Source organism: Longimicrobium sp. (assembly GCF_048594345.1).
Classification (GTDB): domain Bacteria; phylum Gemmatimonadota; class Gemmatimonadetes; order Longimicrobiales; family Longimicrobiaceae; genus Longimicrobium.
In genome coordinates, this window is record NZ_JBMDXM010000059.1 from 1 (window position 1) to 26517 (window position 26517).

A 26517-nucleotide genomic window follows, 5' to 3' on the forward strand; every position below is an offset into this window, starting at 1 on the left:
CTTCGGGGGAGGGGTTGTTTGCGTGGGGCCGTCATGGCAGTGACTCCCCGGGTTCAGGAGCAGGGCAGAGCTTGTTCGCCGCACAATCGCCGAGGAAACACCCAACCCCTCCCCCGAAGTTGGGGGAGGGGTCGACCGCCGTTGCGAGGAACGAGCAAAAGGCCGGTCGGGGGAGAGGGCCCCCGAGGGTCGCGCCTCATCCTCCCCTACCCCGTCCGCACCGCGTACAGAAATCGCGCGTAGCCGATCTCCGACGCGTTCTTCATCAGCTCCAGGCTGGCCCACGCGACCACGTCGCCGAACGGGCGGTCCTGGATGGGCCAGCGGGTGCGCTCCGCGGACCGCAGATCGTCGTCCGTAAGTTGCTCGAGCATCGCGCGCCACCTTGCCTGCAATCCTTCGATCCACGCGCGCACACCGTCGGCGTCGCCGGGCCAGGCGACGGCCTCGCGGGTGAGGGTGGCATGCGCAAGGGAGTGGTCCAGCACCATCGACCACCAGAAACCCAGGTGCCACGTCAGCCACGCGATGCTCGGCGGCCCCAGGTCGTATCCCTCGTGCTCCGGCCAGTCCGCGCGCCACCGGCCGTCCGCATCCTGGTGCACGTGCAGCCCCCGATCCGCCGGACGCCACAGGCACTCCTCCGTCGTAAGACCGTCCAGGTGGTACTGCGTGAGCGCCCACGCGATCTCGAACTGCCTCACCAGGCAATCCCGCGTCTCCACGGTGCTCCCCGCGCCGTCCCCCGCTTCCGTCATCCGCTTCTCCAGTCACCCGTTTCGGGAGCGCGCCTGCCCTCCCGCATCCCGTCCTCCTCCGCAACCCTAATCGGGATGAGGCTTGCCGGGAAGAGGCCGCCCGCCACGCGCGTTCATCTCGCGATCACAGAATGCACGTGCGAAAGGCTGCGGTCACCATACGGCCAGGTTGTCGCCATCGATATTGTGTGTCTGCATCTGTGCATGGATGTCCTCCACATCTCTCCATTCCTCCATCTCGTGGAATGCGTGTCATCCATCCTCGTTGTCTTTGAACAAAATGAGAGTTTTCTGGCCAAAGACACGAGAGAATCAGAACGGCATGCTCCAGAACGAACGGTCATGTGCACCATTCAGGTGCAGTAGCACCCAAATGGAGCAGTACCGCACCCCGAACAGATTGTAAACTTTATAGGAGGGAAAACAAATGTCACGTCATGAAAGGAGTGGCACACCCGTTGCCGAGAGTGCGTCACGGAACGGGCGCTCTATTCTGGACGTCACGTTCCACGGGGTTCCCCCCAAACCTCTCTCATCTGGAGGAAGTCACATGTTCCATCCCCGTAAGGCAGCCGCGGTGCTGCTTGCACTCGGTCTGGCCGCGTGCTCGGACCAGCCGGCCGCCCCCACCGGCGAAGCGCTCCCCGCTCCGCTCTCGCTTCAGCAGAACACCGACGAGGTGGTTCCGGGCGAGATCCTGGTCAAGATGAAGGGCAGCGCCCCCGTCACCGACCTCACGGCCCGCGTGCCGGGCCTGCGGCTGGATCGCCGGCTGGCAGTCCGCAGCGGCGTGTCGGTGCTGCGCGTGGAGCGCGGCCAGGAGCGCGCCGAGGCGGCCCGCCTGGCCGCCGACCCGAACGTGGAGTACGCCCACCCCAACTACATCCGCCGGATCAACGCCATCAGCCCGGCGCTGTGGGCCTTCTACAACCCGGGTGGTCTGAAGGCGTATTTCAACACCTCGCCCTTCAGCGCGCTCCCGAGCGGCTACTGGTCGCTGACCGACGCGGACATCGACCTGGTGGAGAACAGCGGCACCGGCGGCTCGCAGGTGGTCATCGGCAGCCTGGACACCGGCGCCGACACCGATCACCCGGAACTGGTGGGCAAGCTGATCCTGGGCTGGGACTGGGCGAACAGCGACGCGCTGCCCGAGGATGACAACGGCCACGGCACCCACACCATCGGCACCATGGTGGGCACCAACGTGGGCGTGGGCGGCCTGAGCGGCGCGGGAGCGAACGTGCAGGTGCACGTGCAGAAGGTCTGCACGGCCGCGGGCAGCTGCCCCACGGCCAACATCGTGAACGCCATCTACGCCGCCGCGAACTACCCCAACATGGTGGCCATGAACCTGAGCCTGGGCGGTACCTTCATCACGCCCGCGGAGCAGGCCGCGATCAGCTACGCCGTCAACACGATGGGCGTGCTGGTGATCGCCGCGGCCGGCAACAACGGCTCGGGCACGGTGGGCTGCCCCGCCTGCGACCCCCTGGCCATCTCGGTGGGCGCCACCAACTGGCGCGATGCCAGGGCGTACTACTCGCAGTACGGCCCCGGGCTGGACATGACGGCGCCGGGCGGTGAGCTGTACGGCAACACCACCAACGAGATGGGGATTCTCAGCTCGTACCTGGCGGGCGGCTACGCGTACCTGCAGGGCACCTCCATGGCCGCGCCGCACGTGACCGGCACGGCGGCCGTGGTGGCCTCGGTGACGGGCCTTCGCGGCGCCGCGCTGCGCACGCGCCTGGAGACCACCGCCGACGACAAGGGCGCGTTCGGCTACGACCAGGTCTTCGGTAACGGCCGGCTGAACTACTACCGCGCCCTCACCACCGCCACGCTGCCGTACCCGCTGTAATCGGCGGTTTGCGGATGAAAAGCGGGGCTCCGCCACCCTGGCGGAGCCCCGCTTCCATCTTTTCCGCGGATCCCGAGCATCGAGCGGCGCGTCGAGCCCCATCACACCATCACACCATCACACCATCACACCATCACACCATCACACCATCACACCATCACACCATCACACCATCACACAATCACACCATCACGAGTGATAATTCGGCGCCTCGCGGGTGATCGTCACGTCATGCGGGTGGCTTTCGCGCAGGCCCGCGCCGGTGATGCGCATGAACCGCGGATCGCGGCGCAGCGTCTCGATGTCGGCGCACCCCAGGTAGCCCATGCCGCTGCGCAGGCCGCCCGTGAGCTGGTAGATGGTGTCGGATGCGGGGCCCTTGTACGGCACGCGCCCCTCGATCCCCTCGGGGACGAACTTGCGGGCGTCGCTCCCCTCCTGGAAGTAGCGGTCGGCGGACCCCTCGCTCATCGCGCCCAGCGAACCCATGCCGCGGACGATCTTGAAGCGGCGGCCCTCCAGCAGAAACGCCTCGCCGGGCGCTTCCTCCGTACCGGCCAGCATGGACCCCATCATCACCGTGTGCGCGCCGGCGGCCAGCGCCTTGACCACGTCGCCGCTGTACTTGATGCCGCCGTCCGCGATCACCGGCACGCGCCCGGCCGCGCCCTCCACCGCGTCAAGCACCGCCGTAAGCTGCGGCACGCCGATGCCGGCGACCACGCGCGTGGTGCAGATGGAACCGGGGCCCACGCCCACCTTGACCGCGTCCACGCCGCGCTCCACCAGCGCCTCGGCGCCGCCCTTCGTCGCCACGTTGCCGCCGATGAGCTGCGCGTCGGGGAACGCCTCGCGGATGCGCGCGACGGCCTCCAGCACCCCCTGCGAGTGCCCGTGCGCCGTGTCGACCACCAGCACGTCCACGCCGGCGTCCACCAGCGCCCGCGCCCGGTCCACGTCGCCCATGGAGGCGCCGATGGCGGCGCCCACGCGCAGGCGGCCGCGCTCGTCCTTGGCGGCGTTGGGAAACTGCTGGCGCTTGCGGATGTCCTTGACCGTCATCAACCCCTGCAGCACCCCGTCCGCGTCTACCACCGGCAGTTTTTCGATGCGGTGCTTGTGCAGGATCTCGCGCGCCTCGTCCAGCGAGGTGCCCACGGGGGCCGTCACCAGCCGGTCGCCGCCCGTCATCACCTCGTGCACGGGGCGCGAGCGGTCGGTTTCAAACTGCAGGTCGCGATTGGTGATGATGCCGACGAGGCGGCCGCCGTCCACCACGGGAATGCCGCTGACCGACGAGCGCTCCATCAGCCGCAGCACATCGCCCAGCGTTTCGCGCGGGCCGATGGTGAACGGCTTGGCGATCATCCCGCTCTCCGACCGCTTTACCCGGTCCACCTCCTCGGCCTGCCGGTCGATGGACATGTTCTTGTGGATGATGCCGATGCCGCCCTCGCGCGCCATGGTGATCGCCATCCGGCTTTCGGTGACGGTGTCCATGGCGGCCGAGATCAGCGGAATGGCCAGCTCGATGCTGCGGGTAAGGCGGGTGGCCAGGTTGGCGCTGGCCGGCAGCACGGCCGACTGGCGGGGCACCAGCAGCACGTCGTCAAAGGTCAGCCCCTCGCCCACCAGGCGGGCGGCGGTCGCGTCCGGACGGTTCATCGGTCCTCCAGAATGCGGCGAGCCCGCCGGTCCTCGGCTCCCGTGCGGGGGAGGAGGTCGGCGGGCATCTGGGTCGTACGTACGGTGTTCGGTCGTTCCATGGCGGAAGTTATCCCGCCCCGCCCACGCTGTCAATTCCCCGCCGGGTCGGCCTCCGCGGGTTCCGCCGCCTCGTCGTCCGGGGCCACGTCCCACATCCCCGCCACGAACCTGCCCACGTCGCCGCCGATCTGGTCGAACACGGGAAGCAGTGTCTGCACGGGCGCGCGCAGCAGGTCGGTAAAGAACTCCAGCACGCCCAGCACGCGGTCGCCGTGCCGCACGGGAAAGGCGACGGCGGCGTGCAGCCCGTCGGTGCGGGCGGCGGCGTGCCGGGGAAAGTTGGGGTCCTGCCCCACGTCCTCGATCCACAGCGATTCACCCGTGGTCCACACGCGCCCCGGCAGCCCTTCGCCGTGCGCCAGCCGCATCTGCCCGGTTTCGCTGGCGAACACGGTGCCCTTGTGGATGCGCGCGGCCCACATGCAGCGCGAGACCAGCGTTCCGTCGTCCGTGCCCTCTTCCGGCGCCCAGTACGCGCCCACCAGCCACCCCATGCTGTCGCCCACGGCCTCCAGCACGCCGGTGATGGCCTCGTCGCTGGACGAGGCCTTGCGCAGCACGTTGCGGACGGAGCGGACCACCGGCAGCGACTCGTAGGGCATTATCGGGGAAGCGTTCGGTGGATGAAGACTACGCGTTGACGAGACAATCTGCCGCCTGTGGCGCTCCAGCGCAAAACGGTCTGGCGACGGAGCGACTAGCGGATGCGAGAACGGGCGCGCGGAGGCGGGCGGAGAAGACGCGGAGATGGGACGAGGAGCCGGGGACCGCGCGGGCCGCGTGGATCGGGGAGACGCCGGGAGTTGGTGCAGGCCGTCTGGAGAGTGCCGGGCCGGCCTCGGTCCCGGGCGGGTAAACCCGCAGCTGGAAACGCGATGAGCCCCGCCCTGGACGCGCTGCGCTTGCCCGGCGGGGCTTCACCTGCTCGCGGAGGCCGGGCCCGGCGCGGTTCAGAAGCCGCCACGTGCACGGCCTCAGCCCAAACACCCTGCCTGACAATCCGCGAAGGCGGATTTCGTGTCGTTGTTGCCGCGAATTTATTCGCCCTTGGCGGGGCTCACACCCTCACACCATCACACCATCACACCATCACACCATCACACCATCACACCCTCACACCATCACACCTTCACCCCTCCGCCACCTCCGCATCCGTGACCTCGTTCAGCCGCGCGATGTAGACGGTCAGGCGCTCGGAGACGGATCGCAACGCGGCGCCGGCGGCTTCGATCTCGTGCAGGGTGTCGGCCTGGCGGGCGGCGGACTCGGCGACGGCGCTCACCGCCTCGCCATTGGCCGCGGCGCCCTGCGCGACTGCCGCGATGTCGTCACGCAGGCCGGCGATGCGGGCCTGCTGCTCGCCCGCGCGTCCGGCGATGCGCGTCGTCAACTGCTCCGCGCCGCTGGCGGCGGCCACGATGCGGTCGATGGAGTCCAGCGCGGTGCGCGAAAGCTCGCCCACGCCGGCCAGCCGTGCGCTTCCCTGCTCCATCCGCCCCAGCGCCGAGGCCATCTGCCCCCGCACCGCGTCCACCATCTCCCGCGCCTGCACCGCCGCCCCGCCGCTGCTGTCCGCCAGCTTGCGCACCTCGTCCGCCACCACCGCAAAGCCGCGCCCCTGCTCCCCCGCGCGCGCCGCCTCGATGGCCGCGTTCAGCGCCAGCAGGTTGGTCTGGTCGGCGATGGCGCGGATGGTTTCCACCACCGTGGCGATCCGCGCGCTGGCGCGGGACAGCTCGCCCATGGCGCGCGCCTCGGAATCCACGAAGTCGCGCAGCTCCACCAGCCGGCTGATGGCCTCCACGATGGCGCCGCGGTTCTCCGCCGCCAGCCGGCGCGCGTCGCGGCTGGCCTCCGCCGTCTCGCCCGCGTCGCGCGACATGGCCGCCGCGGCACCGGCCAGCGCCTCCGTCACCGCCAGCCCGCTGGCCGTCTGCCGCCCCTGCTCCGCCACGCGGCCGCGGATCTCTCCCGCGCGCGCCGCCACCCCTTCCCCGCTCTCCCGCAGCCCCGCCAACCGCCCGCCCAGCGTGCGCAGCTGCGTGTCGATCTCCCGCGCGCTCTGCGTCATGGGCCGCACCAGCCCGTCCAGCTGCAGCGCGAGTGCAAGCTGCCGGGCGAAGCGCTCGATCAGCCGCGCCTCCGCCGGTGTGTAGACACCGGCGCGGTGGTGGCCGATCTCCAGCAGCCCCAGCGGGTTGCGTCCGTAGGAAAGCGGCACCAGCACCAGCGAGCGCACGGGGCCGCGCACCCCGATGCGCGCGTCCACGTGCGCGTCGGCCACCAGCAGCGGCGCGCCACCGTCCTCGAACACCCGCGCGCGCAGCGGGGCGTACGCCTCCAGCGCGTCCTCCTCCACCACCGGCGGATGCACCAGCACCAGCTCGCCATGCCGCACGCCGTACACGTGCAGCCAGCTCCACTCGATCAGCCGCCCCGCCATCTCCTCGATCCGCGCCATGCTCTCCGCCAGCGGCATCCCGGCGGTCACCACGGCCTCCATCGCCGCCACCTTGCGCAGCTCTTCGGACGCGATGGCCTCCGCCAGGAGGGCGCGGGCCAGGACGCCGGGAAAGACCACGAAGGCCAGGATGGCGATCCACGCCCCCCATCCCCCGATTACCGCGATCGCCGCGGCCGTGCACACCGCCGCCAGCGCCCCCAGCGCCGCCGCCACCACCTCGTAGCGGACCAGCACCATCCGCTCGTTGGGGTTCAGCTTGTTGCGGACCAGCAGGGAGAAGTAAAAGAGGAGGCGCGACGCGGCGAAGTAGACCAGAAAGCAGGCGGGGACCACGGGAAGGCCCGCGACGGTGAACGCCGGCGCCACCCCCTCGGCCAGGTCCGCCGCCGGCAGCTGCGCGGCGCGGGCGGCCAGCTGGTAGCCGCCGATCCCCGCCAGCGCCGCCAGCGCCTCGCGCCCGGCGTTCACGTACGCGGCAAAGCCCGGCTTTCCCCGCACCGCGTCGCCCAGGAACGTCCCCAGCCACGCCGCCACGATGGCCGCGACCGGTTCGCCCAGCAGCGTCAGCGCGCCCACGGGCACCACCGTCATCGTCACGTACGCGAACTTGGACAGGCTGACGGCCCCCATCCGCAGCGCGGTGACGGCCGCCGTCCCCACCGCCGCCGCGATCCATCCCGCCACGCTGGGCGGATAAACGATGACGGACGCCAGCAGCACGAGCGCGCCCAGCAGCTGCAGGGCGCGCGCGTAGACCCGCAGGAGGCGAACCGCCCCCGGGGAAAGCCGCTCTTCCGTCACGCGCGGCGGGCGCCTTCGACGGCCTTCCGCAGCGCCCGCACAAAGCGCCGGCCGCCCTCCACCCCGTCCGTCTGCAGCGCGTCCACCAGCGCGCTCCCCACCACCACGCCGTCCGCCACCCGCGCCACCGTCGCCGCCTGCTCCGGCGTGCTGATGCCGAAGCCCACGGCGACGGGCACCTCCGTCATCCGCCGCACCTCTTCCACCTCCGCCGCCAGCCCGGAGGCCAGCTCCTGCCGCGCGCCGGTGACGCCCGTCCGCGAGACGTAGTAGAGGAACCCGCGCGCGGCCGCGGCGATCTCCCGCACCCGCTGCGGCTTCGTGGTCGGCGCCACCAGGCGGATCAGGTCCAGCGGCGAGGCGTTGATGCGCCCCTCCAGCCCCGGGTCCGCGCCCACGGGCAGGTCCGTCAGCAGCACCCCCTGCGCGCCCGCGTCGGCCGCGTCCGCCAGAAAGCGGTCCAGCCCGTGGCGCAGCACGGGGTTCAGGTAGGTAAAGAGGACGACGGGCGTGTCGCGCCTGGCTCGGAAAGCGGCCAGCGCGTCCAGCGTCCAGCGCAGGTCCACCCCCTGCGCGATCGCCTCGAACGACGAGCGCTGGATGGTGGGCCCGTCCGCCAGCGGATCGCTGAAGGGGATGCCCAGCTCGATGACGTCGGCCCCGTCGTCGGCGATCCCCGTCAGGATCTGCGCCGTGGCCGCGGGGGTGGGATGGCCGGCCGTGACGTAGGGAACCAGCGCCGCGCGGTCTTCGGCGCGGGCGGCCGCAAAGGCGCCCGCCAGGGAAAGATCAGACAAAGTAGTCGCCGACATCGATGCCGTACCGCTCCGGGTCCGTGGTCTTGATGATGCTGCGCAGCGGGGTGCCCGTGGCGGGGTCCGTCTCCGAAAGGTCCAGCCGGCGCGGGGGATCCACCCGCACGCCCATGGAATCGTAGATCACCTGCACGATCGGCTGGTGCATGGCGTCCGGCAGCCGGCTGCGCTCGCAGACGATGGCCAGCTCGAAGGTGTCCAGGATGACGACGCTCCCCACCGGGTAGATGCCCGTCATGCTGACGAACGCCTTGACCAGCAGCGGGTCGAAGCCGCGGGCCGGGTTGTCGCGCATCTCCTTGAGCACGCGGTCCGGCGGCCAGGGCTGCGCCTGGTAGCTGCGCTTGCTGGTGGCCGCGTCAAAGCCGTCCGCCACGGCCACGATGCGGCCGAAGAGGGTGGGGTCGCGCGGGCGCGCGCTGACGGGGTACCCCGTCTGGTCCACCTTCATGTGGTGCTCGTACGCCATCAGCATGGCGCGCAGGGGAAGCTCGGCCAGGCCGCGCATGTCGAACATCGACAGCAGCCCCTCGGCCGGGTGCTCCTGCAGCACCTCGAACTCGTCCTGCGTGAGCGGGCCGGCCTTGTTGATCAGCTCCAGCGGCATGCGCGCCTTGCCCACGTCGTGCAGCAGCGCGCCCAGCCCCAGCTCGTACAGCTGGTGCTTGTGCAGCCCCAGCTTCTTTCCCAGCGCCACGGAGAAGATGCACACGTTCACCGAGTGGGTGAAGGTGTACTCGTCGTAGTCGCGCAGGGTGGTGAGGCCGACGATGGAGGTTTCGTTCGACAGCACCTGGTCAACGATGGACTGCACGGCGCGCTTCACGGGGCGCAGGCTTACGCCCTTCCCCATCCGCATCCCCCCCATCACCTCCCGGGCCACGGCCACCGTCTGGGCGTAGGCGCGCTTGGCCATGCGCCGCGACTCTTCGTCGCGCAGGTCCGGCTCGCTCTCACGGTCCGGGCCCACGGCCAGGTGCAGGACGGCGGTGCGGCCCAGGCGCTCCAGAAAGGCGCCAAAGCGGTCTTCGGGATCGGGGTCCGCGTTCACCAGCGCCAGCAGCGCCGTCCACTGGGGCACCGTGGCGCCGCGGAACACCTCCAGCTCGCCGATGCCGTGGCGGGCCAGGGCGCGGCCCACGGTGCCGTAGGTGGCGTAGCTCTGCAGATCCACCCGCAGCCGCAGGTCGTTGACGAAAAAGAAGTCGCCCACGAAGCGGATGGTGATCTGCTCCTCGCCCAACAGCAGGTCCTGGGTGAGAAAGTCCAGCTCCGCCAGCGCGGTGACGACGGTCTGGTTCTCCAGCGGGTACAGCTGCAGCGAGCGCAGCGCGGTGGCGATGGCGAACAGCAGGTCGCGGCCGCGGCGCTGCAGGCCGCGGTCGTCCGCGCTTACCACGCCGGGGTGCGTGCGCGCATCGGGCGGCGCCGCCGGCGGCGTCTGCGTGCTCACTGGCGCACCGTCCGCAGCGCGCGGCCCACTGCGCTGCGCACCACCGGGTCCGGATCCGCCGCCGCCGCCGCCAGGGCCTTTTCGGCGTTGGGGTGGCGGATGCGGCCCAGGCCCAGCGCCGCGCAGGCCCGCATCTCCCCCGTCTCGCGCCGCCCCAGCCAGCTCTTGCCGTTCAGGATGCGGTCCAGCAGCGAGACACCTTCCACCCCCGCCAGCCCACCGTACGCCTCGAAGAACGCGATGCGCTCCGTGAGCTCCGCCTCGCGCAGCCGCTTGCTGTCCAGCGCGGCCTCAAGCCGGGGGCGCGCGGCGGACCAGCGCAGCGTGGCCAGGGCGCGCGCCACCGCCACGCGCACCTCCTTGTCCTCGTCGTCCAGCGCCGGCTCCAGCGCGGCGCTGGCCACCGGCGACCGCAGCTCCGCCAGCGACTCCACCGCCGCCACCCGCACCTTCGCCTCCGGCCGCGTGAGAAGCCGCGCCACGTCCGGCCCCGCTTCGACGACGCGCAGGCGTCCGACCAGGCGCGCCGCGCCGGCCGCCACCGCGGGGTCCGCGTCCTGCGCAAAGGCGCGCAGCGCGGCGGGGTTGGGGGCGGCCAGGCGCTCCGCCGCCTCCATCAGCGCCGCGCGGGCCGTCTCCGACGCGCTGCTTTCGCCGGCGCGGAGGAGCGGGCCCAGCGACTCGGGCGGGAAGAAGCCCAGCAGCGCGCCCAGGTGCTCGCGCGAGACGGAGCTTCCCGCCTCTTCCACGATCCGCACCAGCTCCGCCACCGTCTCCGGCCGCGCCAGCTGGTCGAACAGGCCGCGCATCGCCTTGAAGACGGGCCCCGGCAGCTTGCGTCCCGACGTGGCGACGCCCACCAGCTCGCCCAGCATGTACGCCGCGCGGTCCAGCCGCCCCGCGCCCAGCAGCGTGGGAAGCAGGTCGCCGGCGATGGAAACCACCTGCGTCTGCCGCCCGGGCTTGCCGTCCTCCAGCCGGTCGAACAGCGCGTTCAGCACGTCCGTCCACAGGTCGCGGTCCATCTCGCGCCGCACCTCGGCTTCCAGCCGGCGCATCTCCCCCTCGTCCAGGAAGTAGAGCGCCTCGCGAAAGTCGTCGGTGCTGACCGTGGTCGTCAGCGGCTCCGGATCCTGCGCGGGAGAGACGACGGCGGCGGGGGCGGACGCGGCGCCGCCCTCGGGAAGGCGCACGCCCTCGGCCAGCGGCTCCACGTAGCGGTAGCGAAAGTGGCCCCAGTCGCGGTCCCACAGCAGGGTGAGCAGGTCCTCCTCGTCCAGCCGCAGCCGGTGGATGCGGGCCAGGATCCCCAGAAACGCGTCCAGATCCTCTTCCTCGAAGCCGGGCATGAAGCTCAGCTCGCGGACGCCGTCCTTGTAGAGGGAGAACGCCAGGTTCTCGCCGCGCTCCTCGCCCGCGCTGAAGACGGCGATCCCCTCCCACAGGATCTCGCGCTCTTCCACCTGCACGTTCAGGTACGGCAGCCGGTACCACAGCGCCGCCATCCGCGCGCGCAGCGTCTCCACGAACTTGTCCAGCGCGGGGGAGTGGCCCTCGTACAGAAGGTGGGTGCGCAGGGCGCGGGCAAAACCTCGAACCACCTCCTGGACTTCCGCGCGCGCGGCCGGGTCGGCGCCTGGAGAGGCGTCGCCGGCGTCGGGCGGGACCAGGTGCAGGGCGGTCGCGTTCATCCGGTGGGGAGTGTCGGGTGGGTCAGCGGGCGCCGGTCATGTCCGCCACCTGCGCCACGTCCTTGTCGCCGCGGCCGCTCAGGCAGACCAGCACCGGGCCGCGGTCCTTCCAGCGCGCGCCGTCGCGCAGCACGTACGCAATGGCGTGGGCGCTCTCCAGCGCGGGGATGATCCCCTCCAGCCGCGCCAGCCGCTCGAACGCCGCCAGCGCCTCGGCGTCGCTCACGGCCGCGTAGGTGGCGCGGCCGCTGTCCTTGAGGTGCGCGTGCTCCGGCCCCACGCCAGGGTAGTCCAGCCCCGCGCTTACGGAGTGCGCGTGGGCCACCTGCCCGCCCTCGTCCTGCAGCAGGTACGAGTACGAGCCCTGGAACACCCCCGGCGTTCCCCGCGTGAGCGGCGCCGCGTGCCGGGGCGTGTCGATCCCGTCCCCCGCCGCCTCCACGCCCACAAGCTCGACATCCGCGTCGTTGACGAAGGGATGAAAGGTGCCGATGGCGTTGGATCCGCCCCCCACGCAGGCCACGACGGCGGCGGGAAGCCGGCCTTCGACCTCCAGCAGCTGCGCCCGCGCCTCGCGCCCGATCACGGACTGAAAGTCGCGCACCATCCGGGGATACGGATCCGGGCCGACGGCGGAGCCCAGGATGTAGTGCGTGTCGCGGACGTTGGTCACCCAGTCGCGCAGCGCCTCGTTCCCCGCGTCCTTGAGCGTGCGCGTCCCGCTGGTCACCGGGCGGACCTCCGCGCCCAGCAGGTGCATGCGGTAGACGTTCAGCGACTGCCGCCGCACGTCCTCTTCGCCCATGTAGACGATGCAGCGCAGGCCAAAGAGCGCGCACGCCGTGGCGGTGGCCACCCCGTGCTGCCCCGCGCCCGTCTCGGCGATGATCCGCTCCTTCCCCATCCGGCGCGCCAGCAGCGCCTGTCCCAGCGCGTTGTTGATCTTGTGGCTGCCGGTGTGGTTCAGGTCCTCGCGCTTCAGCCAGACGCTGATCCCGCCCGCCGCCTCGCCCAGACGGCGGGCCGGATAGAGCGGCGTCGGCCGGCCCACGTAGTCCCGCCAGAGCGCGCCCAGCTCTTCCCAGAAAGACGGATCGGCCGCGGCGGCGGCGTACACGTCCGCCAGCTCGTCCAGCGCGGTGATCAGCGTCTCGGGAACAAAGCGGCCCCCGTACTCGCCAAAGCGGCCCGACGGATGGGCCACGGCGGAACCTGCGTCGACTGCCTGGTACGTCATGCCTGCGGTGTCATACGGAGGAGTGCACGGCACGCACGAAATCACGCACCGCCTGCGGGTCTTTACGCCCCGGCGCGGACTCCACGCCGGAGCTTACGTCTACTGCGTGGGGGCGCAGGATGCGGACGGCGCCGGCCACGTTGTCCGGCCGCAGCCCGCCCGCTGCAATCAGCCGCATGCCGGCGGGAAGCTCGCCCCGCCGCGCGGCGACGGCCTCCCAATCGAAGCGGACCCCAGCGCCGCCGTGCGTATCGGGCGTGTAGCCGTCCACCAGCAGGGCGTCCACGGCGCCGGCGTAGCGCATCGCGGCGGCGCTGAAGTCGTCGGCATCGCGCGCGCGCACCGCCTTCCACACCTCCCACCCCGCCGCGCGCATCCGGGCCGCAAAATCGGGAGTTTCGTCGCCGTGCAGCTGCAGCACGTGCACCCCCGCCTTTTCTGCCACGGACCTGAGGATCAGTTCGTCCTCATCCACAAAAACGCCCACCGTCCGGACCGGGAAACTTCCCAAGATAATGCGCGCGTCGTCCGCCGTCACGCTCCGTCGGAAGCCGGGGGCCAGAATCACGCCCAGCCAGCGCGCCCCCGCCTCCGCCGCCACCGCCGCGTCCTCGTGGCGCATCAGCCCGCAGACCTTGACCTCCGTCATCCGCCGCGCGCATCCGACCTGGGCCGGCCCACCAGCGCCGCCGCGGCCATCCGGACGTCCGACTGCCGCATCAGCGACTCGCCGACCAGGATGGCGTCGATCCCCGCCGCGCCCAGCCGGTCCACGTCCGCCGCCGTGCGGATGCCGCTCTCCCCCACGTACGTCACGTGCGCGGGCACGCGCGGGGCCAGGCGCACGCACAGGTCCAGGTCGGTGACAAAGGTGTCCAGGTCCCGGTTGTTCACGCCGACGAGCGTGGCGCCCACCGCCAGGGCGCGGTCCAGCTCCGCCTCCGTGTGCGCCTCGACCAGAACGTCCATCCCCAGCTCGGCCGCCAGCCCGTGCAATTCCTCCAGCAGTGGCTGCTCCAGGATGCGGACGATGAGGAGGACGGCGTCCGCCCCCGCCGCGCGCGCCTCCCACACCTGCACCGGGTGGATGAGGAAGTCCTTGCGGATGACGGGAACGGGCACCGCTTCCCTGACGGCGCGCAGAAAGGGAAGGTCACCGCCAAAGTACTCGCGGTCGGTCAGCACGGAGAGCGCGGCCGCCCCTCCCTGGACGTACGCGCGGGCGATTTCAACCGGATCTGCGCCCGGGCGAATGTCGCCGGCGGACGGGGAGCGGCGCTTGACCTCGGCCAGCAGGCGCACCTCTCCGGGACGGCGCAGGGAGGCCGCAAACCCGCGTGGGGCCTGGGCTTGGCGCGCAATGTCGCGGTACTCGGAAAGGCGCGGAACGGCATGCCGCACCTCGTCGCGCTTGGTGGCGACGATGCGGTCCAGGATGCTCTCGGTCAAAGACTTCAACGTATTCCTTGCGCTTCGGTTTGCCTTCGGGTATATTCTTCGGCACCTGTTCGGAAGGCAATCCCCCACGCGGAGAAGCGGATGGCGCTCACCAAGAAGCAGAGGCAGATCCTCGACTACGTCGAGAGCTTCGTGGAGACGAACGGCTACTCGCCGAGTTATGAGGAGATCGCGGACCACTTCGGCTACAATTCGCTTGCCACGGTCCACGAGCACCTCACCAATCTGGAGCAAAAGGGCTTTCTCCGGAAGAACTACAACAAGAGCCGTTCTCTGGAGGTAGTCCGGGCCGATCTGCACGCCCCGGCACTGGAGCTTCCGCTGATGGGCGCCGTTGCCGCCGGCCTGCCGATCGAGGCCATCGCCGAGCAGGAGACCATTACGGTCCCGCACGACATGGTGCGGCGCGGCAACAACTACGTGCTGCGCGTGCGCGGCGACTCCATGATCGACGAGCAGATCCGCGACGGCGACTACATCATCGTCAACTCGCGGCAGACGGCGGAGAACGGCGAGATGGTGGTGGCGCTGGTGGCGGACGGGGTTACGCCCGGCGGCTCGGCCACCGTCAAGAAGTTCTACCGCGAGGCGGCCGGCCGGGTGCGGCTGCAGCCCGCGAATCCGACGATGGAGCCCATGTATTTTCCGGGCGATTCGGTGCAGATCCAGGGGATCGTCGTCGGCGTGATCCGCAAGTACTGAGCGCGTGGAGGGTCCCGGTTCGCTGCCGAACCGCGGGTCCGCCCGCCGCCACCGCACCCGCGCCGCCGTTGGACGGCTGCGGCGGGTGCGGAAGGGAACCGCTTTCCGCCCGGACACCTCCGGGCGCCATCTCAAGGGGAGTACGATGAAGAACGAGGCGTCGGTTCCGTTCGTGGTGGGCAAGCTGGGGAAGAACGACAAGCGCATGGTGGTGCTCGAGGACAAGACGCCGCCGCCGATCAGCGGCCCGTTCGAGTTGCGCGCCGTATTCTCCAAGTAGGGGACAGGGAATAAGGAATAGCCTGCCCGATTCCGCCGAACAGGTGATGAGAGCGAAATGCCCCCGCGTCCGAGGACGCGGGGGCATTCGTGTTTCAAGCGCCGGCTGGATGAGCGGGTAAACCCGCTGCTGGGAAAGCGATAAGCCCCGCCCAAGGCTCGCAAAGCTCGCCAGGCGGGGCTTCAACCGCGGAAACGGGATCGCCGGTATTTGCGATGTTTATACCCTCTCCCGCTTGCGGGAGAGGGTGCGAGCCTAAGCGAGCGGGTGAGGGCCCAGCGGCGTCATGTCCGCCCAACATTGCATCGGCGGATCTACATCCCCCGGCCCTATCCCGTTTGGCTCGCTTCGCGAAGCGCGCGGAGCTTGTCCAGGCCGGCGCCAGCGTCCAGCGCGGCTTCGGCCTTCTTGACGCCGTCCGCCAGCGTCTTGGCCATGCCGGCCACCCAGACGGCGGCGCCGGCGTTCAGCACGGTGGCGGCGCGGGCGGATCCGCCCACCTCGCCCTTCAGCACGCCGACCACCTTGCGCGCGTTGTCGTCGCGCTCGCCGCCCTCCAGCCCGGCGGCGCCGAAGCGCTCCCATCCCAGCTCCTCGGTGGGATCGAAGGTGCGGCGGACGACCTTGCCGCCATCCACCTCCAGCAGTTCCGTGGTCCCCAACGGGCTCAGCTCGTCGATCCCGGGCTCGCCGTGGACCACCAGGGCGCGATCGTGCCCCAGCTCCAGCAGGGCGCCGGCGATCAAGTCCAGCAGCGCGGGGTCGTTTACGCCCACCACTTGGCGGCGGGCGTGTGCCGGGTTGGTAAGCGGGCCCAGCACGTTCATCAGCGTGGGCATGGCCAGCTCGCGCCGGATGGGGCCGATGTGGCGCATGGCCGGGTGGTGCAGCGGCGCGAACATGAAGACGATGCCGCACTCCTCCAGCACCCGCGCCTCGCGCTCCGGATCCAGCTCCAGCCGCACCCCCAGCGCCTCCAGCACGTCCGCGCTGCCACAGCGCGAGGTAAAGCTGCGGTTGCCGTGCTTCGCGACGCGCACCCCCGCCCCCGCCGCCACCAGCGCCGCCGCGGTGGAGATGTTAAACGTGGTGAGCGCGCCGCCGCCGGTGCCGCAGGTGTCCACCAGCCCCTCGATCTCGGTGGGGACGGCGACCATCGCCTTGCGCAGCGCGCGCACGCCGCCCGCCACCTCCGCCGAGGTGGCGCCGCGGACGCGGATGGCGACCAGCAGCGCCGCCATCTGCACCGGCGTGGCGCGCCCCTCCATCACCTCGCCAAAGGCGCGCTCGGCTTCTTCGGCGGTCAGGGGGCGCGTGGTTGCGCGGCGCAGCAGGTCGGTAAGGTCCGCGTCGGGCGCGGCCGCGGGGATGGCGTCGGTCATGGGCAGACGAGGAGGTCAGGTCGCGGGCGCGGCGAACAATCGCTCAGAAAGCCCGGCGTGGTCCGCCAGCAGCGCCACGCACAGCGACACCAGGCGCAGCTGCTCCACCTCGGTGTCGTCGACGGTGCCCGCGCGAAAGTTGGTGAGGTTCAGCACGCCCAGCATGCGGCCGCGCGACACCAGCGGCAGCGAGACGAACGCATCCGACGTGTACCAGTCGTCGCCCATCAGCGCGCCGCCGCTGCGGTCCTGCGGATCGCGGACCACGACGGGCATGCGCGTGCGCGCCACCTCGCCGCTGATCCCCGTCCCCTGCGGGATGCGCACCTCGCCCGCATCCAGCGCGGGGGGAAGCCCCACGGCGGCGCCCAGCCGCAGCTCGCGCCCGGGCGATGCCTCGTCCACCAGCAGCAGCGAGCAGCGCCCGCCGCCAAACGCCTCCGCGACGGTGCGGACGATCTCCACCGCCAGCTCGGTGGGCTCAAGGTCGCCCGCGGCGCTGCGGTCCAGCAGCTTGCGGAGCAGAAAGAGGACGCGCGTCTGCCGCTGGTGTTTGGCGGTGCGGCGGTCCAGCTCCACGTGCGCTTCCATCAGCAACTCCGTGGCGCCGGCGGTCGCCCGCTCCAGCGCGTCGATGCGCGGCCGGGTGCGCTCCACCTCGCCCCGCGCGTCGGCCACGGCGCGCTCGCTCTCCTTCAGCCGCTCCACGACCGACTCCGTAAGCCCGGTCCCCTGCCCCATCGGCAGCGCGGGGCCGGCGGCGTCCAGCGCAATGGCGCGGGCCAGGGCCATCTCCAGCACGTCGCCCGCGGCGGCCACGGAGCCCTCGTCGTCCTTGCGCCCCATGAAGCGCCGCGGCTCGGCCACCAGCAACGCGCCCAGCAGCGCGCCGTCGTGGGCGATGGCGCGCACGCGGATGGTGTTGCGGTCAGGCTCGATACCGGGCAGCAGGTCGCGCAGCACCCAGACCACGATGGAATCCGCGGGGCGCAGCGGCCGGTCGCCGCCGGCGTCATCCATCAGCAGCGAGTGCAGGCGCGACGGCTCCAGCTCGATCGCCGCCTCGTCCACCCGCCCCGCCTCGGCCAGCGTCCACCGCTTCGCGAAGACGGCGCGCGCCGCATCGTACGCGGCATAGGCCACGCGCCGCTCGCCCCGCGGGCCGGCCAGCACGGGGAGCAGCCTGCGGAGCACGGTGTCGAGGTCGACCGCGTCGTGCAGCCGAACGGGGAAGAACATGGCCCGTCTCGATTTACGGAGGGGAGTATGCGGAGGCGATCCGAATGCTACGGGAATGGGAGCGGGGTGTCAATCGGCGGAAGGAAGTACGAAGGTACGAAGGTACGAAGGTACGAAGGTACGAAGGTACGAAGGTACGAAGGTACGAAGGTACGAAGGTACGAAGGTACGGAAGTGCGGAAGTGCGGAAGTGCGGGAGTGCGAGAGTGAGGGGCTGACGGATGGTGGCGGAGGTGAGGCGCGCCGCTCTCGGTGCAGCAGGTTCGCAGCGGCGCCCCTCAGACTCAGGAAATCAGGATCGGGTAGATTCCTGCACACACGCTCAAAGCGTGTTCGAGGATCAGCCAAGAGCTTGATTTCCTGAGAGGGTGTTGCTAAACCGGTCTATTTGTCTACTTTAAGCTGCGGCGGGATGCTGAACGGCACCCCGCTTCTTCTGCCACTTGCACGACTCTCCAGTAAGTCGCCGCAGCATCAGTCCGATCATGCTCAGGTAGACCCACGCCTCCGTACTCTCCGGGCACCCTTCGTAGTCCTTGCTCAGCCGCCGACACAGGCCCTGCCAAGCAAACGTGCGCTCGACAACCCAGCGCCTGGGCAGCAACACAAATCCCTTCTGCCCTTTCGGCCGCTCTACCACTTCCAATTCCCAACCCAGTTCCCGCACCCACTCGATCAACGGCCCCCGGTAGATGTTGTCTCCCCAGATCTTCTTCAACCGCGGGAACCTGCCACTCAGCTTCGGCAGAACCAGCCGCGCGCCTGCCGGATCCTGAATGCCGCACGAGTGCACGACCACCGTCAGCAACATCCCGAGCGTGTCGACCACGATGTGTCGTTTACGTCCGCTCACCCGCTTCCCTGCATCATACCCACGGGGCCCCCTTTTTCGGTGGTCGGGACTGACTTGCTGTCCACGATCGCCGCGCTGGGGCTTGCTTCCTTTTCGCTCTTCAGCCTGAGAGCTTCGCGAAGGGCGTCATTCACCTTCTGCAGGCGCCCGTCTTTCTTCCACCGACGGAAGTGGCTGTAGACGGCGTCCTTGGGCGGCAGTTCGCGCGGGAGCATTCTCCAAGCGCAGCCGGTGCGGAGGATGTAGAACAGTCCGTTCACGATTTCTCGCAACGGATGCTCCGCCGGCTTGCCTCCCTTTTTCTGCGGCGTGCGGATCAGCGGCTCGATGATCTGCCACTGCGCGTCTGAGATGTCGCTTGGGTAGCGTGTCTGTGTCATGCCACCCAAAATGTGTTTACTTAGTTCAGTTTGGCAACACCCTCTGAGGGAGGCGCCGCTGCGAACCTGCTGCTACAGAGGCACTTTGGCGCCGACCGAAGGATCTCGCCGGCAGTACCCGGGGGCTGGATCCGTGTTGGATGGCCAGCCCCGCGCTGGCCGAAAGAAGATCCTTCGGTCGCGCGCAAGCGGTTGAGTGGATTCAACTTGAGGAGACGCGCTCCCTCAGGAAATCAATCTTCGGGTTATCTGAAAGATCAGATTCTTAAACACACTCTCAGGAAATCAATCCTCGGGTTATCTGAAAGGTCGGATTCCTGAACACACTCTCAGGACTCGCCGGAAACCATCGAGTAACCATCCATGCCGCGTGGCGGATTGTATGTCCCGTGCCATCCAACCAGCACGCGGCCGAAGGAGTCTACGAAGTAGCGCGTCCCCCTGCTGATCCTGACCAGACTGCCCGCATACGCAACGAACAGGACGGTCTGGGCCACCGCTTCGGTCGCTTCGCCCCATCGGCTGCTGCTGGGAAGAACGTCCGGGTCGGCGGGCGGTAGCCAGAGCGGGTCGGTACCGGCGGATGCCTGCCGAAGCAATGCCGCGAGATCGTGGTGACCCCGCTGTTCCGCGACGTGGGCGGGGGAGCGCGAGTCGTGCGTCAGTGCCGCCACGGATGCCCCTCGGCTGATCAGGATGCGGCAGGCCCGTTCGTTACCGGAATGGGCGGCCTGGTGGAGAAAGGTCCATGCCGAACCAGGCTTCGCGTAGCGGCTGCAGCGATTCGCGAGAACCGCGGATTCCGTCCACTCCGAGATGAGGTGGTCCCATTGGCCGGATTTTGCCAGTCTGTACAGCTGTTCAACTACGGTTTGCAATTCGCTCATCGTCGCGGTCGGCAGCGTGAATCAAACGGGCGTGAGGGTGCGCGGGGGCGCGCCACGCAAGACTTTCGCCCGCCCTGCCGGAAGGCAGTCCTCTTCCGCGGCCGGAGATCGCAGGCGTTCGCCGCTGACGGTGGCGCTGCTCTCCCCACGCATGCGTATCGCACCCCACCGTGCGCCATCACGCACGGTTTCCGCCGCCGCGTTTACCGCTTTTCCACTCTCGCACTTTCGCACTTTCGCACTCTCGCACTTGTCCCTACCTTCCGCCGCCTATGGCGACCTTAGACCGGCACCGCATCCGCTTCATCATCCACTACGACGGGCGCAACTTCCATGGCTGGCAGGTGCAGCCGGACCAGCGCACCGTGCAGGGGGAGGTGGAGCGCGTGCTCGCCAAGCTCACCAACGCGCCGGCGGCCGTCATCGGCTCGGGACGCACGGACCGCGGGGTGCACGCCACCGGCCAGGTGGCCGCCGCCGACGTGCCCGTGCGCTGGACGGCCCAGGCCCTGCGCCGCGCCATGAACGCGCTGCTGCCGGAAGACGTGTGGGTGGCCGACGCGGAGATGGCGACGCCCTACTTTCATCCGCGCTACGACGCGACGGCGCGGTCGTACATCTACCGCGTGGGGCTGGCCAGCGAGGCGGACTCGCCGTTCCGCGCGCCCTGGTGCTGGCCGCTCGTCCGCCCCGTGGACCTGCTGGCGATGGAGCACGCGGCGGCGATGATCGTGGGCGACCACTCGTTCAAGGCGTTCGCCAAGGCGGGCCAGGAAGAGCGCGGCGACCGCTGCACGGTTACGGAGGCGCGGTGGGCGCCGTGGGAGGGGATCGGGCTGGAGTTCCACATCACGGCCAACCGCTTTCTGCACCACATGGTGCGGTACCTGGTGGGCACGCTGGTGGACATCGGCCTGGGCCAGCGCCCGCCGGAAGCGATGCAGGCGCTGCTTTCGGAAGATACGGAGCTGGAAACGTCGCCCCCCGCCCCGCCCGAAGGCCTGTTCCTCACCGCCGTCGCGTACCCCGCGGATGCGGGGCTGAAGGCGCCGCGGAGGCGTGGGCCGCAGCTGGTGCCGTAGGCGTCGTGCCCGTGCGGAACCAGGCGTTTCCGCCGACTCCGCTCTGGGGCGGTTGAAACCGCGGCTGCAACGGCACAAAGTCCGCCTGCGCGGGCTTGGCGGCCCGGCTGCGTGCGACATCCCACGCTCCAGCGCGTCCGCAACCACGGAAGGACCGCGGCGTTTGTCCGCGAAGGCGGACAGCGTGATTTCGTTGCCGCGATTTCAATCGCTTTTGCGCGGCCGGAGAAGACAACCATGTCCATCGACCGATATTCCAACCCGCTGACGGAGCGGTACGCCTCGGCGGAGATGTCGTACATCTTTTCGCCCAGGTTCAAGTTCACCACGTGGCGCAAGCTGTGGCTGGCGCTGGCCGAGGCCGAGCAGGAACTGGGGCTGCCCATTCCGGACGAGGCGATCGCCGCCATCCGCGCGCACCTGGACGACTTTGACCTGAAGCGCGCGGGTGAGCTGGAGCGCCAGCTTCGCCACGACGTGATGGCGCACGTGCACCACCTGGGCGAGCAGGCGCCGGAAGCGCGCGCCATCATCCACCTGGGCGCCACCAGCGCGTACGTGGGTGACAACACCGACCTCATCCAGCACCGCGAAGCACTCCGGCTGGTCGCGCACAAGATCGTCGGTGTCGTCGCGGAACTGGCGGAGTTCGCGCGCACGCACCGCGACCTGCCAACCCTCGGCTTTACGCACTTTCAGCCCGCGCAGCCCACCACCGTCGGCAAGCGCGCGACGCTGTGGATCCAGGACCTGCTGCTGGATCTCGAGGAAGTCGAGTTCCGCATCCAGACGCTGCGCTTTCACGGCTCCCGCGGCACGACCGGCACGCAGGCCAGCTTCATGGACCTGTTCGAGGGCGACGGCGAAAAGACGGAGCGGCTGACGCGCATCATCGCGCAGAAGATGGGCTTCGAGCAGGCGTACGGGGTGGGCGGGCAGACGTATCCGCGCAAGGTGGATTACGGGTGCCTCTCGACGCTGTCGGGTGTCGCGCAGTCCGCCAGCAAGTTCGCCAACGACGTCCGCCTCCTCTCCCATCTCAAGGAGGTGGAGGAGCCGTTCGAGGAGCAGCAGATCGGCTCGTCGGCCATGCCGTACAAGCGCAACCCCATGCGGTCGGAGCGCATCAACGCGCTGTCGCGGCACGCCATCACGCTGGTCATCGACCCGGCGTTCACCGCCGCGTCGCAGTGGTTCGAGCGCACGCTGGACGACAGCGCCAACAAGCGCATCGCCATCCCCGAAGCGTACCTCACCGTCGACGCGGTGCTGCTGCTGATGCACAACGTTGCCTCGGGGATGGTGGTCTATCCGGAGATGATTCGCCGCCGGCTGATGGAAGAGCTGCCCTTTATGGCGACGGAGAACTTGATGATGCGCGCGTCCAAGAAGGGCGGCGACCGGCAGGACCTGCACGAGCGGGTGCGCGTCCACAGCCGCGAGGCCGGCCGGCAGGTAAAGGAGCACGGCCTGCCCAACGACCTGATGGACCGCATCGCCGCCGACCAGGCGTTCGGCGTCACGCGCGCGGAGCTGGAAGAGGATCTGCGCCCGGAGCTGTACGTGGGCCGCGCCCCCGCGCAGGTGGACGAGTTCCTGGACGAGTGGGTGGCGCCCGTGCTGGCGCGCTATCCCGAAGCCCTGGGCGGCGCCGCGCCGGAACTGCGCGTCTAGCGGGGATTGGCCTCCGCCGACCGAGGAGCCCCGTCCCGTCCGTGGGACGGGCTTCTGCCGCGACGTGCTCGCGGGATGATCCGCCGGACCTCGCGAGTCAGTGCTGAACGTCTCGTCCCCGGAAAACCGGAAGGCCGCGGGAGACGGCGAGCGCCATGAAGAACTGCGTGTCCTTTACGAACGCCTCGACCCAGTCCCACACCGAGTCGAACGCCTTCGCCGTGGCCTCGTCATCGTCGTTGAAGACGTAGACGACGGAATCGGGGCCGCCGCCGGTCAGCACGTAGTGGGGGAACTCGCCGTACCGGGCGCTGATGAAAAAGGCGTTCGGCGGGATGTCGGGCACCTCGCCCCCCTCGGCCCGCACCACGTCCAGGAACCCCTGGATCCGCTCCGGGATTCGTTCGATCTGGTCGACGTAGATCCAGAACTCCGCGCGGTCGACGAGCTGGCCGGCTCGGTGCCCAATGAGCGCCAGGATCTGCCGGTAGCTGTCCGGGAGCACCCCGTACCGCTGCTCCAGGGCCGCGATCTCCTCGGGACTGCAGCCGACCAGATCCTCCCGCGCCGCGATGCCGCTCTGGATGAGCGTCCATTCGAGATCCTGTATGTCCTTGATCATCCAGGCGCGCGTTCGGGTGGCTTGGGTGGGCGGGCAGAGGGTGCCACCCGTCGTCGTGGCTGCTCTCGCGTCTCCATGCGGGAAGGATGAACGACAACGACGCGAGCGTCCAAGGGATAATCGGGGACCGCCACGGCTGCAAGGATCGACGGATAGCCACGCCCTCCATCCTTGCGGCTGTCGGGCCACTCCCCACCTGTGGACATCGTGGCCATCGGGTGGCAGATTGACGCGCGGCTGGAGCGGGAGCGCCTGGACGACACCGAACTGCGTCCGCTAGCGGCCCCCTCTCCCGGCCTCTCCCCCAACTTCGGGGGACTTCGGGGGAGAGGTGACGCGCTTCGAACGAGACGTGCGCGGGCGACAGCGAAGAAACCTGCCGGAGCGCGCTCGAATTCTCCCTTCCCCCACGTGGTTTGTGGGGGAAGGGCCGGGGATGGGGGGCACCCGCGGTGCGCACCACCGCCTGTCGAACCGCGCGCACGCCGCCGCGCACGGAACCTGCCGAGCCGGCGCAAAAGTCCACGGAGTGCCCACCGCGGCGAACACGCGGTTCATTCGCCTGACGCAATCCATCCGACGAATCATCCCGTGCCGGAACAGACCGAGATGCCCGACGCCGCCCAACCTGATTCGCCGTACGCACAGCTCCTTGCGGAGCTTCGCGAGCTGGCCGTGCTCAACTCCATCAACTCCACGCTGGGGTGGGACCAGGAGGTGGTGATGCCGCCCGCCGCCGCCGCGCTGCGGGGCGAGCAGGCCGCCGTCCTTTCCACGCTCATCCACGACCGGCGCACCTCTACCCGCATGGGCGACCTGATCGCCGCGTGCAAGGCCGACGCGGAGCTCAAGGCGGATCCCGAAACCGACGCCAACCTGCGCCGGCTGCGCCGCGACTACGACCGCGCCGTGCGCCAGCCCACGGAGCTGGTGCGCGAGATCGCGGAGGTCAGCACGCTGGCCATGCACCACTGGAAGGACGCCCGCGAGGCCGGCGACTTCGGGGCGTTTGCGCCCTGGCTGGAGCAGCTGGTCAAGCTCAACCGCGACACCGCCGACGCCTTGGGCGTGCCCGAGGGCGGCGAGGTGTACGATGCGCTGCTGGAGAACTTTGAGCCGGGGATGCGCGCGGCGGAGCTGGACCGCGTGTTCGGCGAGCTGCGGGGCGGGCTGGTGCCGCTGATCCGCGAGCTGCGCGAGAACGGCTCGCGCCCCGACACGGAGTGGATGCGCATCCCGCTGGCGACCGAGGTGCAGGTGGCGTTCAACCGCTCCGTGGTGGAGCGGATGGGCTTCGACTTTGGCGCCGGGCGGCTGGACGTATCCACCCACCCCTTTTGCGAGGGCGCGGGCCCCGGCGACACCCGCCTGACCACGCGCTACGAAGAGACGGAGCTGCTGAGCGCGCTGCACAGCACCATGCACGAGACGGGGCACGGACTGTACGAGCAGGGGCTGCCCAAGGACCGGCGCTTTGGCCAGCCGCTGGCCGAGGCGGCCAGCATGGGCATCCACGAAAGCCAGTCGCGGATGTGGGAGAACTTCGTGGGCCGCAGCCGCCCGTTCTGGGAGTGGGCCCTCCCCGAGCTGAAGCGCCACGTGGGCGACGGTGCCGTCTCCGGGCTGGACGTGGACACGGTCTTTCGCGGATTGAACGTGGTGGAGCCCGACCTCATCCGCATCGAGAGCGACGAGGCCACGTACAACCTGCACATCATGCTGCGCTTTGACCTGGAGCGGGCGATGCTGCGCGGCGACCTCTCGGTAGCGGACCTGCCCGGCGTGTGGAACGAGCGGATGAAGTCCGACCTGGGCCTGGACGTGCCCAGCGCGCGCGAGGGCGTGCTGCAGGACATCCACTGGTCCATGGGCGCCATCGGCTACTTTCCTACGTACACGCTGGGCAACCTGTACGCGGCGCAGCTGTGGGACGCGCTGCGCGTGGACCTGCCAGACCTGGACGACCAGCTGCGCCGCGGCGAGTTTGGCGGGCTGCTGGGCTGGCTGCGCAGCCACGTACACGTCCACGGCCGGCGCTACACCGCCCCCGAACTCTGCGAGCGCGCCACCGGCCGCCCGCTGAGCCACGAGCCGCTGCTGCGCTACCTCGAAGGCAAGCTGCGGCCGGTGTACGGACTGGTGTGAGGGTGTGAGGGTGTGAGGGTGTGAGGGTGTGAGGGTGTGAGGGTGTGAGGGTGTGAGGGTGTGATACCGAATCCGCAACAACCGTGGTTGTTTGAAGATCGGTGTCATCCTGAGGGAAGGCGCCGGCACAAGCCTGCTGAAACGAGAAGAAAGCCGGTGCGCCGACCGAAGGATCTCTTTCGGAAACGGGCGGCCTCTCGCGCGGAAGCCCGTCGTAGCCGACACGACGGTGCGCCCATCCGGCAGATTCTTCGGTCGGCGCACCGGCTTGTGTGCATCCCCATGGGATCGAGGGCGCGCCTCCCTCAGAGTCAGAATGACATCGTCCGCCGAAGGGAGAATACTCTTTTACCGGATTCGGTATGAGGGTGTGACATGAGGGGATGCAGGTCGGGTGATCGATAAGGAAGTGCCCCGCGGGCAATCTGCCGGGGGGGCACTTCGTCGGTGTGGGCGGCGGTGATCAGACGCGGACGATCGCGCCCTTCGCATGCATCAGCAGTAAGGCTTGATGCAGTACTGGTAGCCGTTGGTCATGGCGCAGCTCTGAAAGCACGTGCCGCGGGAGAAATTGCAGATCTCCGGGTACTCGGTGGCGTGCGCGTGCACGGTACCGGCACCCTTTTCGCCGCGGCCGGCGGTGTTGAACGACTCCACCGCCAGGTTGTCGATGCTGAGCTTGATCTTCCGCATTGGCGTTCTCCGTCGAGGTGTGCCGGCGACGCGCACCGAGGACACGTGCGGCTACGCGCAGCGTGTCGACGATCGGCGTAATGGATGCATGTACTGAAGATAACCAAACGTGTATTCCGACACAATTCGATAGAGCGCTGAAAGCAACGGCGATGGCCCTGTGCCGCGCTTTGATTCCCCCATGTAGTTGAAGCCCCGTTGTTGGGCGGGCCAGCGGCGGGGAAAACCGGGGGGTGGCGATTACCGCCCCCGGGGTTGACCCCCAACCGG

22 protein-coding genes are annotated in these 26517 nt (G+C 69.7%); 6 read left to right on the forward strand and 16 right to left on the reverse strand.

Annotated features, from left to right (window positions below):
• Positions 1-206: 206 nt before the first annotated feature.
• Positions 207-758 carry a DinB family protein gene (locus ACOJUJ_RS07120; protein ID WP_420126164.1) on the reverse strand — a complete coding sequence of 184 codons (552 nt, stop codon included), beginning with the start codon at positions 756-758 and terminating at the stop codon, positions 207-209.
• A gap of 550 nt (positions 759-1308) precedes the next feature.
• Between ACOJUJ_RS07120 and ACOJUJ_RS07125 the strand changes: the two genes are divergently transcribed.
• The gene (locus tag ACOJUJ_RS07125) at positions 1309-2622 is read left to right on the forward strand and encodes a S8 family peptidase (RefSeq protein ID WP_420126165.1); all 1314 of its coding nucleotides are present in this window, start codon (positions 1309-1311) and stop codon (positions 2620-2622) included.
• Between the two features lie 189 nt (positions 2623-2811).
• On the opposite strand, the gene guaB is transcribed toward ACOJUJ_RS07125, so the two are convergent.
• From guaB to trpC, 9 genes are all read right to left on the reverse strand, one after another.
• Entirely contained in the window at positions 2812-4287 is a 1476-nt protein-coding gene (gene guaB, locus ACOJUJ_RS07130) for an IMP dehydrogenase (RefSeq protein WP_420126166.1), read from the reverse strand.
• A gap of 131 nt (positions 4288-4418) precedes the next feature.
• The gene (locus ACOJUJ_RS07135; RefSeq protein WP_420126167.1) at positions 4419-4991 is read right to left on the reverse strand and encodes a GAF domain-containing protein; all 573 of its coding nucleotides are present in this window, start codon (positions 4989-4991) and stop codon (positions 4419-4421) included.
• A gap of 527 nt (positions 4992-5518) precedes the next feature.
• Entirely contained in the window at positions 5519-7654 is a 2136-nt protein-coding gene (locus ACOJUJ_RS07140) for a methyl-accepting chemotaxis protein (protein ID WP_420126168.1), read from the reverse strand.
• Positions 7651-8451 (reverse strand): tryptophan synthase subunit alpha, encoded by an 801-nt coding sequence (gene trpA / locus ACOJUJ_RS07145; protein ID WP_420126169.1) that lies wholly within the window; start codon positions 8449-8451, stop codon positions 7651-7653. Before trpA ends, ACOJUJ_RS07140 begins: the two co-directional genes overlap by 4 nt.
• Entirely contained in the window at positions 8444-9922 is a 1479-nt protein-coding gene (locus tag ACOJUJ_RS07150) for an HD-GYP domain-containing protein (RefSeq protein ID WP_420126170.1), read from the reverse strand. Before ACOJUJ_RS07150 ends, trpA begins: the two co-directional genes overlap by 8 nt.
• Entirely contained in the window at positions 9919-11613 is a 1695-nt protein-coding gene (locus ACOJUJ_RS07155; RefSeq protein ID WP_420126171.1) for a HEAT repeat domain-containing protein, read from the reverse strand. Before ACOJUJ_RS07155 ends, ACOJUJ_RS07150 begins: the two co-directional genes overlap by 4 nt.
• 22 nt (positions 11614-11635) lie before the next feature.
• Entirely contained in the window at positions 11636-12850 is a 1215-nt protein-coding gene (gene trpB / locus ACOJUJ_RS07160; protein WP_420126172.1) for a tryptophan synthase subunit beta, read from the reverse strand.
• A 10-nt stretch (positions 12851-12860) separates the two neighbouring features.
• Complete coding sequence (locus ACOJUJ_RS07165) at positions 12861-13499, reverse strand: phosphoribosylanthranilate isomerase (RefSeq protein ID WP_420126173.1); 639 nt, start codon at positions 13497-13499, stop codon at positions 12861-12863.
• Positions 13496-14308 (reverse strand): indole-3-glycerol phosphate synthase TrpC, encoded by an 813-nt coding sequence (gene trpC / locus ACOJUJ_RS07170; RefSeq protein WP_420126174.1) that lies wholly within the window; start codon positions 14306-14308, stop codon positions 13496-13498. The genes ACOJUJ_RS07165 and trpC overlap by 4 nt, the downstream gene beginning before the upstream one ends.
• An 81-nt stretch (positions 14309-14389) precedes the next feature.
• Between trpC and lexA the strand changes: the two genes are divergently transcribed.
• Both lexA and ACOJUJ_RS07180 read left to right on the forward strand, forming a co-directional pair.
• Positions 14390-15010, forward strand: coding sequence for a transcriptional repressor LexA (gene lexA, locus ACOJUJ_RS07175; protein WP_420126175.1), 621 nt, complete (start codon positions 14390-14392; stop codon positions 15008-15010).
• A 145-nt stretch (positions 15011-15155) separates the two neighbouring features.
• Complete coding sequence (locus ACOJUJ_RS07180) at positions 15156-15290, forward strand: hypothetical protein (RefSeq protein ID WP_420126176.1); 135 nt, start codon at positions 15156-15158, stop codon at positions 15288-15290.
• Positions 15291-15619: 329 nt separating this feature from the next.
• Here the strand turns inward: ACOJUJ_RS07180 and trpD are convergent, their stop codons facing one another.
• The 4 genes from trpD to ACOJUJ_RS07200 form a co-directional block, all read right to left on the reverse strand.
• Positions 15620-16672, reverse strand: a complete 1053-nt coding sequence (gene trpD / locus ACOJUJ_RS07185) for an anthranilate phosphoribosyltransferase (RefSeq protein ID WP_420126177.1) — start codon at positions 16670-16672, stop codon at positions 15620-15622.
• Positions 16673-16687: 15 nt separating this feature from the next.
• Complete coding sequence (locus ACOJUJ_RS07190) at positions 16688-17911, reverse strand: GAF domain-containing protein (RefSeq protein WP_420126178.1); 1224 nt, start codon at positions 17909-17911, stop codon at positions 16688-16690.
• A gap of 397 nt (positions 17912-18308) precedes the next feature.
• Positions 18309-19144, reverse strand: a protein-coding gene (locus ACOJUJ_RS07195) for an IS5 family transposase (protein WP_420126179.1) whose coding sequence is annotated in 2 segments (ribosomal slippage) — positions 18309-18799 and positions 18799-19144 — 837 coding nt in all. Because the reading frame shifts where the segments join, the coding sequence is not laid out codon by codon here.
• Positions 19145-19473: 329 nt separating this feature from the next.
• Complete coding sequence (locus ACOJUJ_RS07200; protein WP_420126180.1) at positions 19474-20031, reverse strand: ankyrin repeat domain-containing protein; 558 nt, start codon at positions 20029-20031, stop codon at positions 19474-19476.
• A gap of 272 nt (positions 20032-20303) precedes the next feature.
• Here ACOJUJ_RS07200 and truA point away from each other — a divergent pair, with 272 nt between their 5' ends.
• Together truA and purB are read left to right on the forward strand one after the other, a co-directional pair.
• Complete coding sequence (truA, locus tag ACOJUJ_RS07205) at positions 20304-21113, forward strand: tRNA pseudouridine(38-40) synthase TruA (protein WP_420126181.1); 810 nt, start codon at positions 20304-20306, stop codon at positions 21111-21113.
• 237 nt (positions 21114-21350) lie between these two features.
• Positions 21351-22787 carry an adenylosuccinate lyase gene (purB, locus tag ACOJUJ_RS07210; protein ID WP_420126182.1) on the forward strand — a complete coding sequence of 479 codons (1437 nt, stop codon included), beginning with the start codon at positions 21351-21353 and terminating at the stop codon, positions 22785-22787.
• A gap of 97 nt (positions 22788-22884) precedes the next feature.
• On the opposite strand, the gene ACOJUJ_RS07215 is transcribed toward purB, so the two are convergent.
• Positions 22885-23409, reverse strand: a complete 525-nt coding sequence (locus tag ACOJUJ_RS07215; RefSeq protein WP_420126183.1) for an SMI1/KNR4 family protein — start codon at positions 23407-23409, stop codon at positions 22885-22887.
• Positions 23410-24000: 591 nt separating this feature from the next.
• Here ACOJUJ_RS07215 and ACOJUJ_RS07220 point away from each other — a divergent pair.
• Complete coding sequence (locus ACOJUJ_RS07220; protein ID WP_420126184.1) at positions 24001-25554, forward strand: carboxypeptidase M32; 1554 nt, start codon at positions 24001-24003, stop codon at positions 25552-25554.
• A gap of 495 nt (positions 25555-26049) precedes the next feature.
• Here the strand turns inward: ACOJUJ_RS07220 and ACOJUJ_RS07225 are convergent, their stop codons facing one another.
• Positions 26050-26247: a hypothetical protein gene (locus ACOJUJ_RS07225; RefSeq protein ID WP_420126185.1), complete on the reverse strand. Its 198-nt coding sequence runs from the start codon at positions 26245-26247 to the stop codon at positions 26050-26052.
• Positions 26248-26517: the final 270 nt, after the last annotated feature.

Excerpts from the sequence above, each read along its gene's own strand:
- ACOJUJ_RS07120 (WP_420126164.1), bottom strand. The coding sequence starts at position 758 with ATGACGGAAGCGGGGGACGGCGCGGGGAGCACCGTGGAGACGCGGGAT.
- ACOJUJ_RS07125 (WP_420126165.1), top strand. The coding sequence starts at position 1,309 with ATGTTCCATCCCCGTAAGGCAGCCGCGGTGCTGCTTGCACTCGGTCTG.
- guaB (WP_420126166.1), bottom strand. The coding sequence starts at position 4,287 with ATGAACCGTCCGGACGCGACCGCCGCCCGCCTGGTGGGCGAGGGGCTG.
- ACOJUJ_RS07135 (WP_420126167.1), bottom strand. The coding sequence starts at position 4,991 with ATGCCCTACGAGTCGCTGCCGGTGGTCCGCTCCGTCCGCAACGTGCTG.
- ACOJUJ_RS07155 (WP_420126171.1), bottom strand. The coding sequence starts at position 11,613 with ATGAACGCGACCGCCCTGCACCTGGTCCCGCCCGACGCCGGCGACGCC.
- trpB (WP_420126172.1), bottom strand. The coding sequence starts at position 12,850 with ATGACGTACCAGGCAGTCGACGCAGGTTCCGCCGTGGCCCATCCGTCG.
- ACOJUJ_RS07165 (WP_420126173.1), bottom strand. The coding sequence starts at position 13,499 with ATGACGGAGGTCAAGGTCTGCGGGCTGATGCGCCACGAGGACGCGGCG.
- lexA (WP_420126175.1), top strand. The coding sequence starts at position 14,390 with ATGGCGCTCACCAAGAAGCAGAGGCAGATCCTCGACTACGTCGAGAGC.
- ACOJUJ_RS07180 (WP_420126176.1), top strand. The coding sequence starts at position 15,156 with ATGAAGAACGAGGCGTCGGTTCCGTTCGTGGTGGGCAAGCTGGGGAAG.
- trpD (WP_420126177.1), bottom strand. The coding sequence starts at position 16,672 with ATGACCGACGCCATCCCCGCGGCCGCGCCCGACGCGGACCTTACCGAC.
- ACOJUJ_RS07190 (WP_420126178.1), bottom strand. The coding sequence starts at position 17,911 with ATGTTCTTCCCCGTTCGGCTGCACGACGCGGTCGACCTCGACACCGTG.
- ACOJUJ_RS07200 (WP_420126180.1), bottom strand. The coding sequence starts at position 20,031 with ATGAGCGAATTGCAAACCGTAGTTGAACAGCTGTACAGACTGGCAAAA.
- truA (WP_420126181.1), top strand. The coding sequence starts at position 20,304 with ATGGCGACCTTAGACCGGCACCGCATCCGCTTCATCATCCACTACGAC.
- purB (WP_420126182.1), top strand. The coding sequence starts at position 21,351 with ATGTCCATCGACCGATATTCCAACCCGCTGACGGAGCGGTACGCCTCG.
- ACOJUJ_RS07215 (WP_420126183.1), bottom strand. The coding sequence starts at position 23,409 with ATGATCAAGGACATACAGGATCTCGAATGGACGCTCATCCAGAGCGGC.
- ACOJUJ_RS07225 (WP_420126185.1), bottom strand. The coding sequence starts at position 26,247 with ATGCGGAAGATCAAGCTCAGCATCGACAACCTGGCGGTGGAGTCGTTC.